At 57.0% G+C, this 13,988-nt stretch carries 12 protein-coding genes; 9 read left to right on the top strand and 3 right to left on the bottom strand.

What is annotated here, in order from left to right; translation table 11 throughout:
* Positions 1-116 precede the first annotated feature (116 nt).
* The 4 genes from aroL (at position 117) to ppnP (ending at position 2,151) form a co-directional block, all read left to right on the top strand.
* Positions 117-641: a shikimate kinase AroL gene (gene aroL, locus ELK40_RS05305; protein ID WP_032639634.1), complete on the top strand. Its 525-nt coding sequence runs from the start codon at positions 117-119 to the stop codon at positions 639-641.
* Positions 642-685: 44 nt separating this feature from the next.
* Positions 686-877: a protein YaiA gene (gene yaiA / locus ELK40_RS05310; protein WP_023334675.1), complete on the top strand. Its 192-nt coding sequence runs from the start codon at positions 686-688 to the stop codon at positions 875-877.
* Positions 878-1,114: 237 nt separating this feature from the next.
* Complete coding sequence (locus ELK40_RS05315; protein WP_032661586.1) at positions 1,115-1,792, top strand: AroM family protein; 678 nt, start codon at positions 1,115-1,117, stop codon at positions 1,790-1,792.
* Between the two features lie 71 nt (positions 1,793-1,863).
* Positions 1,864-2,151, top strand: coding sequence for a pyrimidine/purine nucleoside phosphorylase (ppnP, locus tag ELK40_RS05320; RefSeq protein ID WP_008503270.1), 288 nt, complete (start codon positions 1,864-1,866; stop codon positions 2,149-2,151).
* A gap of 48 nt (positions 2,152-2,199) precedes the next feature.
* On the opposite strand, the gene rdgC is transcribed toward ppnP, so the two are convergent.
* Positions 2,200-3,114: a recombination-associated protein RdgC gene (gene rdgC / locus ELK40_RS05325; protein ID WP_023310540.1), complete on the bottom strand. Its 915-nt coding sequence runs from the start codon at positions 3,112-3,114 to the stop codon at positions 2,200-2,202.
* Between the two features lie 123 nt (positions 3,115-3,237).
* Between rdgC and mak the strand changes: the two genes are divergently transcribed.
* Positions 3,238-4,143: a fructokinase gene (gene mak / locus ELK40_RS05330; protein WP_127729745.1), complete on the top strand. Its 906-nt coding sequence runs from the start codon at positions 3,238-3,240 to the stop codon at positions 4,141-4,143.
* A 76-nt stretch (positions 4,144-4,219) separates the two neighbouring features.
* On the opposite strand, the gene sbcC is transcribed toward mak, so the two are convergent.
* Both sbcC and sbcD read right to left on the bottom strand, forming a co-directional pair.
* Complete coding sequence (gene sbcC, locus ELK40_RS05335) at positions 4,220-7,351, bottom strand: exonuclease subunit SbcC (protein WP_127729747.1); 3,132 nt, start codon at positions 7,349-7,351, stop codon at positions 4,220-4,222.
* On the bottom strand, positions 7,348-8,553 hold the full coding sequence (gene sbcD, locus ELK40_RS05340; protein ID WP_127729749.1) for an exonuclease subunit SbcD: 1,206 nt from the start codon (positions 8,551-8,553) through the stop codon (positions 7,348-7,350). Before sbcD ends, sbcC begins: the two co-directional genes overlap by 4 nt.
* Before the next feature lie 187 nt (positions 8,554-8,740).
* Here sbcD and phoB point away from each other — a divergent pair, with 187 nt between their 5' ends.
* The 4 genes from phoB to proY all read left to right on the top strand — a co-directional run bounded on the left by phoB (position 8,741) and on the right by proY (position 13,931).
* Complete coding sequence (gene phoB / locus ELK40_RS05345; protein ID WP_008503265.1) at positions 8,741-9,430, top strand: phosphate response regulator transcription factor PhoB; 690 nt, start codon at positions 8,741-8,743, stop codon at positions 9,428-9,430.
* Between the two features lie 21 nt (positions 9,431-9,451).
* Positions 9,452-10,747, top strand: a complete 1,296-nt coding sequence (gene phoR / locus ELK40_RS05350) for a phosphate regulon sensor histidine kinase PhoR (RefSeq protein ID WP_127729751.1) — start codon at positions 9,452-9,454, stop codon at positions 10,745-10,747.
* A 409-nt stretch (positions 10,748-11,156) separates the two neighbouring features.
* Positions 11,157-12,476 carry a branched-chain amino acid transporter carrier protein BrnQ gene (gene brnQ, locus ELK40_RS05355; RefSeq protein ID WP_111963434.1) on the top strand — a complete coding sequence of 440 codons (1,320 nt, stop codon included), beginning with the start codon at positions 11,157-11,159 and terminating at the stop codon, positions 12,474-12,476.
* An 81-nt stretch (positions 12,477-12,557) separates the two neighbouring features.
* Positions 12,558-13,931, top strand: coding sequence for a proline-specific permease ProY (gene proY / locus ELK40_RS05360; RefSeq protein ID WP_008503261.1), 1,374 nt, complete (start codon positions 12,558-12,560; stop codon positions 13,929-13,931).
* Positions 13,932-13,988 lie beyond the last annotated feature (57 nt).

Raw genomic sequence — 13,988 nt, forward strand, 5'->3', positions numbered from 1 at the left:
TGTGGCTTCCACAGGGTTGTCATCCCGTACCGCTTTGCAGTAAAGTAATCGCAACATCTTCTGCAATTATTTCTTTACACTCTTCAGCCATCCGGCATCAAGGGGAACACCTGGCTATGACCCAACCCATCTTTTTAGTTGGCCCCCGCGGCTGTGGGAAAACCACCGTTGGCCTGGAGCTGGCACGCGTGTGTCATCGCCAGTTTGTGGATACCGACCACTGGCTGCAAACCGAGGCCGGAAAAACCATCGCTGAGATTGTTGAGCAAGAGGGATGGGAGAGCTTTCGCGCGCGCGAAACGGCCGCGCTGAAAGCGGTCACCACCCCGTCTGCCGTGATCGCGACCGGGGGGGGCATTGTTCTGGCGGAGTGTAATCGTCACTTTATGCGCGAAAAGGGGATTGTGATCTACCTTAGCGCGCCGGTGTCGGCCCTGGTTGGGCGTCTGGAAGCCTTTCCGGAAGAGGGGCAACGCCCTGCGCTGACCTCCAGGCCGCTGAACGAAGAGGTGAGTGAAGTGCTGGCGGAACGCGATGCGTTATACCGCGAAGCGGCTCACCACGTGGTGGATGCGTCAGCCTCTCCCGAAGACGTTGTGATTCAGATTATTACCGCCCTGCGTTTGGCTTGCGCCAGCTAAGCGGCGTCTATACTTATAGCTCAGACATAAAAAAAGGATGAGCTATGCCAACCAGACCTCCCTATCCGCGTGAAGCGCGCATTGTTACCGTTGAAAAAGGCCATACGGGTCATACCGTGACCTGGTATCAACTGCGTGCCGATCACCCCAAGCCGGACTCGCTGATCAGTGAACACGAGACTGAACAGGAAGCGCTGGATGCGAAACGGCGCTATGAAGATCCCGACATAACCTGAATGTTTTCCTAAACGCTCCAGGATCGTGCCTGAATCACACTTTTTACTCATCGTGAAAGTTAAGCAGGAGTTAATATTTAGTTATTACAAGTAACTCTGGTATCGGCAGGCGATCTTTACATTTCGATGTCGGGATCACCTGCTACGCTTGGTGCTGTTTTGTTGAAAAAACGAACTGTGCAGCGTAGTGAGCCTGTACCTGTGTGCACGATGTTGGAGTAATGGAAGGCGATAAAGATGAAGGCAACGTTGGCGATCCTCACCATTGGTGTGGTCCCTGTAAGCGAAGTGTTACCGCTCTTAACCGAGCATGTATCTGAACAACAGATAACGCATCTTAGCCTGTTGGGGAAGATGAGTCGGGAAGAGGTCATGGAGGACTACGCTGTCGAGGCGGGGGAGGATCCCCTGGCGACGTTATTAAGTGACGGTAAACTGGCGCACGTTTCACGCCAGAAAATCGAGCGCTCGCTGCAGGGCGTGATAGAAGTGCTCGATAATCAAGGTTATGACGTTATTTTGCTGATGAGCACGGCTCCCATTAAGGGGCTCACGGCGCGCAATGCGATTTTGCTGGAACCGATGCGGATCATTCCGCCGCTGGTGGCCTCCATCGTGGATGGTCATCAGGTGGGGGTGATTGTCCCCATCGAGGAGCTCATGGATAACCAGGAGGCAAAATGGCACGTGCTGGAAAAAGTGCCCTTGTACGCGCTGGCGAATCCGTTCTGGGACAGCGAGGCCAAACTCATTGCGGCCGGGAAGGAACTGCTGGAGAGAGGGGCCGATGTCCTGATTCTGGACTGCCTGGGTTTCCACCAGCATCATCGTGATTTACTGCAAAAAGCGCTGGATGTCCCGGTGCTGTTATCCAACGTACTGATGGCTCGCCTGGCCTCGGAACTGCTCGTGTAATGATTTTGCGTGACAGGTGATGAGCATGGCCCCTATAGTGAATTTTTATCTAAAAATATAAGGGCCAGTTCATGCTTCAGAGTAACGAATACTTTTCCGGTAAAGTGAAATCCATTGGTTTTACCAGCAGCAGCACTGGCCGCGCCAGCGTTGGCGTAATGGCAGAAGGGGAATACACCTTTGGCACGGCGGAAGCGGAAGAAATGACGGTCGTCAGCGGTGCGCTGAACGTCCTGCTGCCGGGCGAAACGGAATGGAAAGTTTACGCTGCCGGGCAAGTTTTCAACGTCCCTGGCCACAGCGAATTTCATTTGCAGGTGGCTGAGCCCACCTCTTATCTGTGCCGCTACCTGAAATAAAAAATTAGCCGGGTGGCGCTAACGCTTACCCGGCCTACGTTTTGCCCGTTATCTCTGCGCTTCGCCGCCGAGACCTTCCACCAGATTCTGAATCAACGCGGCCAGCTCGCCGGTCATCAGGATGAAATCCGCGTCAAAACGCTGGGCGTAATCTTCCCTGTCGATATCTTCGTTCTGATCGCGCAGCTCGTCGCAGAACTTCAGACGCTTCACGGAGCCGTCGTCGCACATCACGAACTGGATGCGCTGCTGCCAGTCGAGCGCCAGCTTGGTGACCACTTTACCCGCTTCGATGTGTACGGCGATCTCGTCGCTGACCAGATCCTGCTTCTTCGCGCGGATCACGCCGCCATCTTCCAGCAGGGCTTTCAGCTCGGCTTCATCAAGGATCTGGAAGCCCTGGGCCGCAGCGCCGCTGCGTACCCATTCGGTCAGCGTCAGCTCGATCGGCGTTTCCAGCGCCAGCGGAACGACCGGTAAAGATCCGATGCTTTTGCGCAGCAGGGCCAGCGTATCTTCTGCTTTCTTGGCGCTGGCGCAGTCCACCATGATCAGCCCGTTGACGGTGTCGATCCACATCATGGTCTGGCTGAAGCGGCTAAAGGCGCGCGGCAGCAGGGAGTGCAGTACTTCGTCCTTCAGCGAATCTTTTTCGGTTTTTTTCAGCTTGCGGCCCTGTTCGGCTTCCAGCTTAAAAATTTTCGCCTCGAGCGCCTGCTTAACCACCGGCGTCGGCAGGATTTTCTCTTCTTTACGGGCACAGACGATAATTTGACCCGTGCTGCTGGCGTGGGTCAGTGCATCGCTTTGTGAACCCATTGGCGGAACCCAACCGGTTTTTGCCATATCCTGGCTACCGCAAGGGGAAAAGGTATAAGCGGCTAACTGTTTTTCCATCTCTTCTGCACGCAGCGAAACGTCGCGGCTGAGACGGTAAACCATCAAATTTTTGAACCACAGCATGATAATTTCCACGGCCTTGTCGTTAAATCAGCGGGCATGATAACGAATTGTCGCATCGCTTGCATTGCTAATCGGGATGCGTGCTTCTACTCTGTTGATAATCAAAATAATGAGGAGAGTCTTGTGCGTATTGGGATCGATTTGGGCGGCACCAAAACAGAAGTTATCGCACTGAGCGAGCAGGGGCAGCAGCTGTTTCGCCATCGTCTGCCAACGCCGCGCGATGATTATCGCCAGACTATCGAGACGATTGCTCAACTGGTTGAGATGGCCGAGCAGGCGACAGGGCAAACCGGGAGCGTAGGGATGGGGATCCCGGGGTCGATCTCGCCGTATACCAGCGTGGTTAAAAATGCCAACTCCACCTGGCTCAACGGTCAGCCGTTCGATAAAGATTTGAGCCAACGTCTGAACCGGGAAGTGCGTCTCGCCAACGACGCTAACTGTCTGGCGGTCTCCGAGGCCATCGACGGCGCGGCGGCAGGTGCCCAGACCGTGTTTGCCGTGATCGTCGGTACTGGCTGCGGTGCGGGCGTGGCGTTTGGCGGACGCGCCCATATCGGCGGTAACGGCACCGCGGGTGAGTGGGGTCACAACCCGCTGCCGTGGATGGATGAAGACGAGCTTAAATACCGCGCTGAAGTGCCGTGCTACTGCGGAAAACAGGGCTGTATTGAGACGTTTATTTCCGGTACCGGTTTTGCGACCGACTACCATCGCCTGAGCGGCCAGCCGCTTAAGGGAAATGAGATTATGCGTCTGGTCGAAGCGCAGGATCCGGTGGCGGAGCTGGCGCTGAGCCGCTACGAAATGCGGCTGGCGAAATCGCTGGCCCACGTGGTGAATATTCTCGATCCAGACGTGATTGTGCTCGGCGGCGGCATGAGCAACGTCGACCGGCTGTACGCCACGGTACCGAACCTGGTGAAACAGTGGGTTTTCGGCGGCGAGTGTGAAACTCCGATCCGCAAAGCTGTCCACGGTGACTCCAGCGGCGTGCGCGGCGCGGCGTGGCTGTGGCCGGAATAAAAGCAAATAGTGTTTATTCCCTCTCCCTGTGGGAGAAGGCAAGGGTGAGGGGCACCAGAACGTACCGTTCCACCCTTCACCCCACCGCAAATTCCTTATCCAGCCTGCTATACCCCAGCCCGTTAATTTTCTTCACCTTGATCTGCACCGGAATACGCTCTTTCATCGCCTCTACGTGGCTGATCACGCCGATGGTTTTCCCGGTGGCGTTCAGTGCGTCGAGCGCATCCAGCGCCGTATCCAGCGTTTCACTGTCGAGCGTGCCGAACCCTTCATCCAGGAACAGGGAATCGATCCGCGTTTTATGACTCACAAGATCGGAAAGCGCCAGCGCCAGCGCCAGGCTGACCAGGAAGCTCTCGCCGCCTGAGAGCGTGCGGGTATCACGAACCGCATCCGCCTGCCACGTATCCACCACTTCCAGCTCCAGCGCGTCGCTGGCCTTACGCTGCAATAAATAACGCCCGTGTAAACGGTTAAGCTGCTGGTTAGCAAGCCAGACAAGATTGTCCAGCGTCAGCCCCTGGGCGAACTTGCGGAACTTGTCGCCGGTGCTCGAGCCGATCAGCGCGTTCAGGTACCCCCAGTCGTCTGCCTGGCGCGCGGCCTCTTCAATTTCCTGCATCAACGCCAGCTGATGCTGCCGGTTATCGCTGTCCTGCTTAAGCTGCTGACGGAACTCACCCTGATGCGTGGTGTTCTCGCGCAGCCGTTGCGCCAGCTGCTGCAGCTGGCTTTGCAGCGCAGGAGCATCTTCGTTGAGCCCTTCCGGCCGCAGCGCCAGATGAGACTGCAGCTGTTGGTTCGCCTGATCGCAAAGGGCCGCGGCCTGCTGTATCTGGTTTTCCAGCGACTGCTTTCGCTGTTCGAGGTGGCGAATGGCATCGTCATCCAGCAGGGCGGCAAGAAACGCGTCCTGGTCGGCAAAGCAGCTCGCCGAGAGCGCCGCGCTGAACTGCGTCTGCGACTGCTGCAGTCGCTCTTGCTCCAGCTTTTCCTGCTGCTGCTGCGCGGTGAGCTGGCTTTGCAGCGACACGCATTCGTCGTGGATGGCGCGCCAGTTATCAGGGATAACCGGTTCGGCCTCTTCGCTGTGCGTTTCCGGAAGCGCGTCGAGCAGCGGCTTCAGGGCGTTTATGCGTTCCTGAAGCACGCCGTGCTGCGCGTGCTTCTCCTGCCACTGCGCGAATTCAGCTTCACGGGCCTGAAGCCAGGCGCCTTCCTGACCCTCTTCAGGTGCGTTAAGTGAGAGCGCGAGCAGGGCATATTCCAGCGCCTGGCGCGTGGCCGCCAGCTGCTGCTGATACTGTCGCTCCTGCGCTTCCTGCTCGTTCAACTGGTTTTGCAGGGTCAGACGCTGGCTGAGCTGATAAAGCTGGCGCTCGTACTGTTCCTGTTCGTTCAGCCATGGTGCGATATCATCCTGAATATTCAACGCAATGTTCAGGGACGTGCAGGCCGCCATCCATTCTTTAGTGAGCGCTTGCTCTTCCTGAGAAAGCGTCTGCGCGTCGTCTGTTTCACGCTGGATCTGCTGAGTCAGGGCATTGACCTGCCCCAGCACCAGCAGGCCTTCCTCTTTAAGGGCGGCGACCTCTTTTTCCAGGGCATCACGGCGGCGCTGGTTATCCGTCAGCTCAAGCGACTGATATTGCTCAACGGCCGGATGTTCGCAGGAACCGCACAGCGGACAGGGTTTACCCGCCTCAAGCTGCGAACGGTAATGCTCCAGCTTCTTGATTGTTGCTTCGGTTTCGCACAGGGCTTTCAGGTCGAGATAGTGCTGGTTTTTTTCTTTGTACTGCTGGCGGCGCAGCGTCAGCGTTTCATTGAGTTTATTTTGTTCGGCCTGCGCCTTCTGCACGCTTTCACCGCTCTGACGCAGGCGCTTTTGCAGCGGCTGATAGCGGGCATGCAGCGACGTCAGCTGCTGGCGCAGCGTGCGTGACCGGGACTGCTGCTCCATGGCTACGCTGACTTCGTCCGCCGTTAGCGTCAGCGCATTTTCCGGCATCTCAGCCAGCCTGTTGCGTAATTCACTTATCCGCGCCGCAAGCGAGGCTAACTGCGTTTTATCGCGGTTAAGCTGCGAGAACTGGGCACGCCATCCGGCGATCTCCTGCCCCAGCAGGCGATAACGCTCGTGCTCCGCCAGCCACTGCGCCAGCGCCGTCAGTTCGGTCTGAAGCTGCTCGTGGTTACGCAGGGCGGTATTGCGAATACGCGAACGCAGCGCGGTTCTGGCTTGTAAGCGAGTATTTACTTCGATAATACGCTGCTGCGTTTGCGTCAGGCGCGCGGTTTGTTCCTGCTGATGCTCCCAAAGCGGTCGAAGCTGGGCGGCGGGCAGAGCAAGCTGGAGTTTTGCCAGCTCAGGTGCTGCGTCCGCCAGCGCCTGTTGCGCATGCTGCTGGAGCGCGTTGACGCGCTGTTGCTCTCTTACGAGCTCTTCATGGCGCGTAAGCCACTGAAAATCTTTCTGTTGGCTTTGCTGCTGTTCCAGCAGGATTTTCTCTTCGTCAGTAAGTGCCTGCAAACTTTGCTGTAACTGCTGCTGTTGCTCTTCACTCAACAGCACAACGCCCGCCGCCTGCGCCTCGCACTTTTCAAGCACGCTGCGGGCGGCTTTGTGTTTTTCAAACACCATGGCGGAAATCTGGCCGTAGATCTCGGTGCCGGTCAGCTCTTCCAGCAGCTCGGCGCGATCGCTCGGCTTGGCATTAAGGAAGGCAGCAAACTGCCCCTGTGAGAGCAGCATCGAGCGGGTAAAGCGGCCATAGTCCAGCCCGGTGAGCGCGGCGGTTTGCTCCAGTTTATCCGTCACTTTGTCGGCCAGGATTTTGCCATCTTCGCAGCGCGCCAGCTCAACGCGCGGTGCCTGCAGGTTGCCGTCCGGCTGGTTGCGCGCCCGGTTCTGGCTCCAGAAGGCGCGGTAGGCGATGCCTTTTACCTCGAACTCCACTTCCGCCAGGCACTCGGCGGTGTCGCGCGTCATCAGATCGTTTTGCGCCTGGGAGACCTTATTCAGGCGCGGCGTTTCGTGATAAAGCGCCAGACAGATGGCGTCGAGCAGGGTAGTTTTACCTGCCCCGGTCGCGCCGGTGATGGCAAACAGCCCGTTGCTGGCAAACGGCTCAGCGGTAAAGTCAATTTTCCACTCGCCCTTGAGGGAGTTGATATTTTTCAGGCGCAGGCTCAGAATTTTCACGCGTTTTCTTCCTCATCATTGAGCGCATGCAGGGTATGGCTGAACAGTTCGCTGAGTCTTGCGCGCTTCGTGTCGTCGATTTCCTCCTGCGAGAGCCTGCGTTCAAACACCTCTTCAACCCGAAGCTCACTGAGCGTTTCGCGTTGAGCGCTTAACAGAATTTTCTCGCGCTGCTCGCGGCTGCGGCGCACCAGTAACACCTCTACCGGCAAGTCTTCGGTCAGCGCCTGGATTTTTCGCTGCATATCGTGCAGGTAGTCGTCGGTGGTGATTTCGATATCCAGCCAGACGGGGGGATCTTGCTCGACGCCGCGCCACTGCTCCAGCTGGGCGGTAATGGCGTAGAGATCGCCCTTCAGCACCGCCAGCGGCTGGGTGACGGGCACCTCCAGCGTCTCGACGGCGCTGAGTTTGCCCTCGCTAAAACTCACCAGATGCACGGATTTGGCTTTGCCCGTTTCGTCAAAGCTGAGCGAAAGGGGGGAGCCGCAGTAGCGGATGTGCTCGCAGCCGCCGACGATCTGCGCCCGGTGAATGTGTCCGAGCGCAATGTAGTCGGCGGGCGGGAAGTTTTGCGCCGGAAAGGCATCCAGCGTGCCGATATAGATGTCGCGCACGGCGTCACTTTTACTGGCCCCGACGGTGGTGAGGTGCCCGGTTGCAATAACCGGAATCGGCTGGTCACCCCGCAGAGCACAGGCTTCGGCGTGCTGCTGGTGGTAATAGTCGGTGATGGCCTGTAATAAATGCTGCTGCTTTTCCGCGCCCGACAGCCCCGCCTGGCTTTGCACGATGTCCCGTGGACGTAAAAAGGGAATCGGACACAGAACCGCCCCCGGCGACCCGTCGCGTTTTTTCAGGATCTGCGGGGCGTTCCCGGCGCTGGCGACGACGGTGGTATTGAGAAACGCCAGAATGTCGCGGGATTCATTCAGCGTTGCGACGGAATCATGGTTGCCGGCGACAATCACCAGATGACAGCCGGTTTGCTGCAGATTCACCACGAAGCGGTTATACAGCTCGCGCGCATAGCTCGGCGGCGAGCCGGTATCAAAGATGTCACCCGCCACGATAATCGCATCCACCTCGTGCGTCCGGGCCGTTTCCAGCAGCCAGCCCAGGAACGCTACATGTTCAGCCGCACGGCTTTTGCTGTAAAAATTTTGACCCAGATGCCAGTCCGAGGTGTGAAGTATGCGCATAGCTGATCCGTGGCAAAAAAGAGAAAGCAGGATTATAAACGTTCAGAGAAGGGAAAATAACCGCTGTAATAAAACAACGGTTTGCCCGTTAACGTGGTACTGTTTTTCATAAATCTGTCATAAATCTGACGCATAATGGCGCCGAATTACAAACTTGTAACGTAAATAAGATAAGACAGGGCAAAGTATGGCGAGACGTATTCTGGTCGTAGAAGATGAAGCTCCAATTCGTGAAATGGTGTGCTTCGTGCTCGAGCAAAACGGCTTCCAGCCGGTTGAAGCGGAAGATTATGACAGCGCAGTGAACCAGCTGAATGAACCCTGGCCCGATCTGATTCTGCTGGACTGGATGTTGCCCGGCGGCTCCGGACTGCAGTTTATCAAACACCTGAAGCGTGAAGCGCTGACCCGCGATATCCCGGTTGTGATGCTCACGGCGCGCGGAGAAGAAGAGGATCGCGTGCGCGGTCTGGAGACCGGTGCGGACGATTACATTACTAAACCGTTCTCCCCAAAAGAGCTGGTGGCTCGCATTAAAGCCGTGATGCGCCGTATTTCGCCGATGGCGGTGGAAGAGGTGATCGAAATGCAGGGGCTGAGCCTTGATCCTACTTCTCACCGTGTGATGACCGGTGAAAATCCCCTCGACATGGGGCCAACCGAATTTAAACTCCTGCACTTCTTTATGACCCACCCGGAGCGCGTTTACAGCCGCGAGCAGTTGCTGAATAACGTCTGGGGAACTAACGTGTATGTCGAAGACCGGACGGTTGACGTACATATCCGCCGACTGCGAAAAGCGCTGGAACTGAGCGGCCACGATCGCATGGTGCAGACGGTCCGCGGCACGGGTTATCGTTTTTCTACCCGTTTCTGAACAATGACAGGAGTGTGACGCGTGCTGGAACGTCTGTCATGGAAAAGGCTCGTCTTTGAACTGATCTTATGCTGTATTCCGGCCTTCATTCTGGGGGCCTTTCTTGGACACCTGCCGTGGTTTCTGCTGGCGTCGGTCACCGGGCTGCTCATCTGGCATTTCTGGAACCTGCTGCGCCTCTCCTGGTGGCTGTGGGTTGACCGAAGCATGACGCCGCCGCCGGGAAGCGGCAGCTGGGAGCCGTTGCTTTACGGTCTGCATCAGATGCAGATGCGTAATAAAAAGCGTCGCCGCGAGCTGGGAAGCCTGATTAAGCGTTTTCGCAGCGGTGCAGAGTCGCTGCCGGATGCCGTGATCCTGACCACCGAAGAAGGGACGATCTTCTGGTGTAACGGCCTGGCGCAGCAGCTGCTGGGCCTGCGCTGGCCGGATGACAATGGCCAGAATATCCTCAACCTTCTGCGCTATCCCGAGTTCACGCTGTATCTGAAAAAGCGTGATTTCACCCGTCCGCACAATCTGAAGCTCAATAATGGCCGCCATCTGGAAATACGCGTGATGCCCTACAGCGATAAGCAGTGGCTGATGGTGGCGCGCGATGTTACCCAGATGCACCAGCTGGAAGGGGCGCGTCGCAACTTCTTCGCCAACGTCAGCCACGAACTGCGAACCCCGTTGACCGTGCTGCAGGGCTACCTGGAGATGATGCAGGAGCAAACGCTGGAAGGTGCGCCGCGTGAAAAAGCGCTGCACACCATGCGCGAGCAAACGCACCGGATGGAAGGGCTGGTGAAGCAGCTGCTGACGCTCTCGAAGATTGAAGCGGCGCCAACGCTCGCGCTGAATGACACCATTGATGTCCCGATGATGCTGCGGGTCGTGGAGCGTGAAGCGCAGACGTTAAGCCACAAAAAGCATCACCTGACCTTTGACGTCGACGACACGCTGAAGGTGCTGGGCAGCGAAGATGAGCTGCGCAGCGCCATTTCCAACCTGGTGTATAACGCGGTGAATCATACGCCGGAGGGGACGGATATCGTGGTGCGCTGGCACCATACCCCAACGGGGGCCGAGTTTAGCGTGGAGGACAACGGGCCGGGGATTGCGCCGGAGCATATTCCGCGTCTGACCGAGCGCTTCTACCGTGTGGATAAAGCGCGATCGCGCCAGACGGGCGGAAGCGGCCTGGGGCTGGCAATTGTGAAACACGCGGTGAATCACCATGAAAGCCGTCTCGATATTCAGAGTACGCTGGGTAAAGGAACCCGCTTCAGTTTCGTTATTCCGGAACGATTAATTGCCAAAAAGATCGCCTGACGGCGGGCGTGTCATTTTACCTTTCCACGGGTCAGCCATCGCTGGCCCGTTTGCTTTGCAGTCAAGCGAAACGCGGATGAATTTTATACGGCTGGCTGTTTTTTGTTCGCATGTTTAGCCATGGGTTTTTCTTATAAACAGCGTATTGTGCTGGTGCTTATTTTCATGCTGGCATATTGTTCTGGTTTTGCGATCCCACCTTGCCTTTAAACGTTATAAGCGTTTAAATTGCGCCCCAGATACTGTCAGACCGACTGTATTTGCGTGGTAAATCGAAAAACTATTCTTCTCCACGCCAGGACGGGAGCATTTCCCGCTGAAATTGAGCAAATTTTCGGCTGTATCGTCCCGTGAGGGATATCGAAAATCTCAATGTTTTCAACACCACATCCACAGGCAGTAAGGTTTTATGACCCATCACTTAAAATCGCGTGACATCATCGCGCTGGGCTTTATGACATTTGCGCTGTTCGTTGGCGCAGGCAACATCATTTTCCCTCCAATGGTTGGCTTACAGGCGGGTGAACACGTCTGGACCGCCGCGTTTGGTTTCCTGATTACTGCCGTGGGTCTGCCGGTGCTGACCGTCATCGCGCTGGCGAAAGTCGGCGGCGGTGTGGATAGCCTCAGCACCCCGATTGGCAAAGTGGCGGGCGTTCTGCTGGCAACCGTCTGCTATCTCGCCGTTGGCCCGCTGTTTGCGACCCCGCGTACGGCAACCGTGTCCTTCGAAGTGGGTATTGCTCCCCTGACCGGTGACGGTGCGATGCCGCTGTTTATCTACAGCCTGATCTACTTCGCGATCGTGATTCTGGTTTCCCTCTATCCGGGCAAGCTGCTGGATACCGTGGGTAACTTCCTGGCTCCGCTGAAAATTGTGGCGCTGATTGTTCTGGCGGTAGCGGCCATCGTCTGGCCAGCCGGCCCGATTAGCGACGCGATGGACGCCTATAAAAACGCCGCGTTTTCTAACGGCTTTGTGAACGGTTACCTGACGATGGATACGCTGGGCGCGATGGTGTTTGGTATCGTGATCGTTAACGCCGCGCGTTCCCGCGGTGTGACCGAAGCGCGTCTGCTGACCCGCTACACCATCTGGGCTGGCCTGATGGCCGGCGTGGGGCTGACGCTGCTGTATCTGGCTCTGTTCCGTCTGGGTTCCGATAGCGCCATGCTGGTTGAGCAGAACGCCAACGGTGCGGCTATCCTTCACGCCTACGTGCAGCACACCTTCGGCGGTGCGGGCAGTATGCTGCTGGCAGCGCTGATCTTCCTGGCCTGTCTGGTTACCGCGGTTGGCCTGACCTGCGCCTGCGCAGAGTTCTTTGCACAGTATCTGCCGCTTTCTTACCGCACCCTGGTATTTATCCTCGGTATCTTCTCCATGGCGGTGTCTAACCTCGGTCTGAGCCACCTGATTCAGGTCTCTATTCCGGTGCTGACGGCGATTTACCCGCCGTGCATCGTGCTGGTAGTGCTGAGCTTTACTCGTCCGTGGTGGAACAACTCTTCACGAATTATTGCGCCAGCCATGTTTATCAGCCTGATTTTTGGTATCCTTGACGGGATTAAAGCATCAGCTTTCGCGCACATACTGCCGGCATGGACACAGCGTCTGCCGCTGTCCGAGCAGGGGCTGGCCTGGCTGATGCCTACCGTTGTTGCGCTGGTTCTGGCGATTATCTGGGACCGTGCTGCAGGGCGTCAGGTCGCATCGAACGCTCATTAATCAACGGCAACAAACTGTTTAACCACGGGGCTTAAGGCCCCGTGGTTTTTTGTTTTTTTCGTGTTGAATGGCAAGATTTAAATGGAAAGCACTAACAAACTTAAACGTGGATTGAGCACGCGCCACATCCGCTTTATGGCGCTGGGCTCTGCTATCGGCACCGGTCTTTTTTATGGCTCGGCAGATGCCATCAAAATGGCCGGTCCTAGCGTTCTGCTGGCGTACATTATCGGCGGCGTGGCGGCGTATATCATCATGCGCGCCCTCGGCGAAATGTCGGTTCACAACCCCTCCGCCAGCTCATTCTCCCGCTACGCGCAGGAAAACCTCGGCCCGCTGGCCGGGTTTATCACCGGCTGGACCTACTGCTTCGAAATCCTGATTGTTGCGATTGCCGACGTGACGGCGTTTGGCATCTACATGGGCGTCTGGTTCCCGGCGGTACCGCACTGGATTTGGGTGCTGAGCGTGGTGCTGATCATTTGCGCCGTCAACCTGATGAGCGTGAAGGTGTTCGGCGAGCTGGAGTTCTGGTTCTCCTTCTTCAAGGTCGCGACCATCATCATCATGATTGTGGCCGGTTTCGGGATTATTATCTGGGGTATTGGCAACGGCGGGCAGCCGACCGGGATCCACAACCTCTGGAGCAACGGCGGCTTCTTCAGCAACGGCTGGCTCGGGATGGTGATGTCGCTGCAGATGGTGATGTTCGCCTACGGCGGTATCGAGATTATCGGTATCACCGCCGGGGAAGCGAAAGATCCGGAGAAATCCATTCCGCGCGCCATCAACTCTGTGCCGATGCGTATTCTGGTGTTCTACGTGGGTACGCTGTTCGTGATCATGTCCATTTACCCGTGGAATCAGGTAGGCACCAACGGTAGCCCGTTTGTCCTGACCTTCCAGCATATGGGCATTGCGTTTGCGGCCAGCATTCTGAACTTTGTGGTGCTGACCGCGTCGCTTTCGGCGATTAACAGTGACGTCTTTGGCGTAGGCCGTATGCTGCACGGCATGGCGGAGCAGGGCAGTGCGCCGAAGGTGTTCGCCAAAACCTCACGCCGCGGCACGCCGTGGGTGACCGTCGTGGTGATGACCGTGGCGCTGCTGTTCTCGGTTTACCTGAACTACATCATGCCGGAGAACGTCTTCCTGGTGATTGCATCCCTGGCGACCTTCGCAACCGTCTGGGTGTGGATCATGATCCTGCTGTCGCAGATTGCCTTCCGCCGTCGCCTGTCGCCGGATGAGGCGAAAGCGCTGAAGTTCAAAGTACCGGGCGGCGTTGCGACGACCGTCGTGGGGCTGATCTTCCTGGTGTTTATCATTGGCCTGATTGGCTACCATCCGGACACCCGCATTTCACTGTACGTGGGCTGCGCGTGGATTGTGCTGCTGCTGGTGGGCTGGGTGTTTAAATGCCGCCGCGACCGTCAGTTGGCGGAAGCGCAGTAATCTTTTTTTCTCCCTCTCCTTGTGGGAGAGGGTTGGGATGAGGGCATCAGGCTGCAC

The organism is Enterobacter sp. N18-03635, assembly GCF_004006055.1.
In the GTDB taxonomy this organism is placed as follows: domain Bacteria; phylum Pseudomonadota; class Gammaproteobacteria; order Enterobacterales; family Enterobacteriaceae; genus Enterobacter; species Enterobacter vonholyi.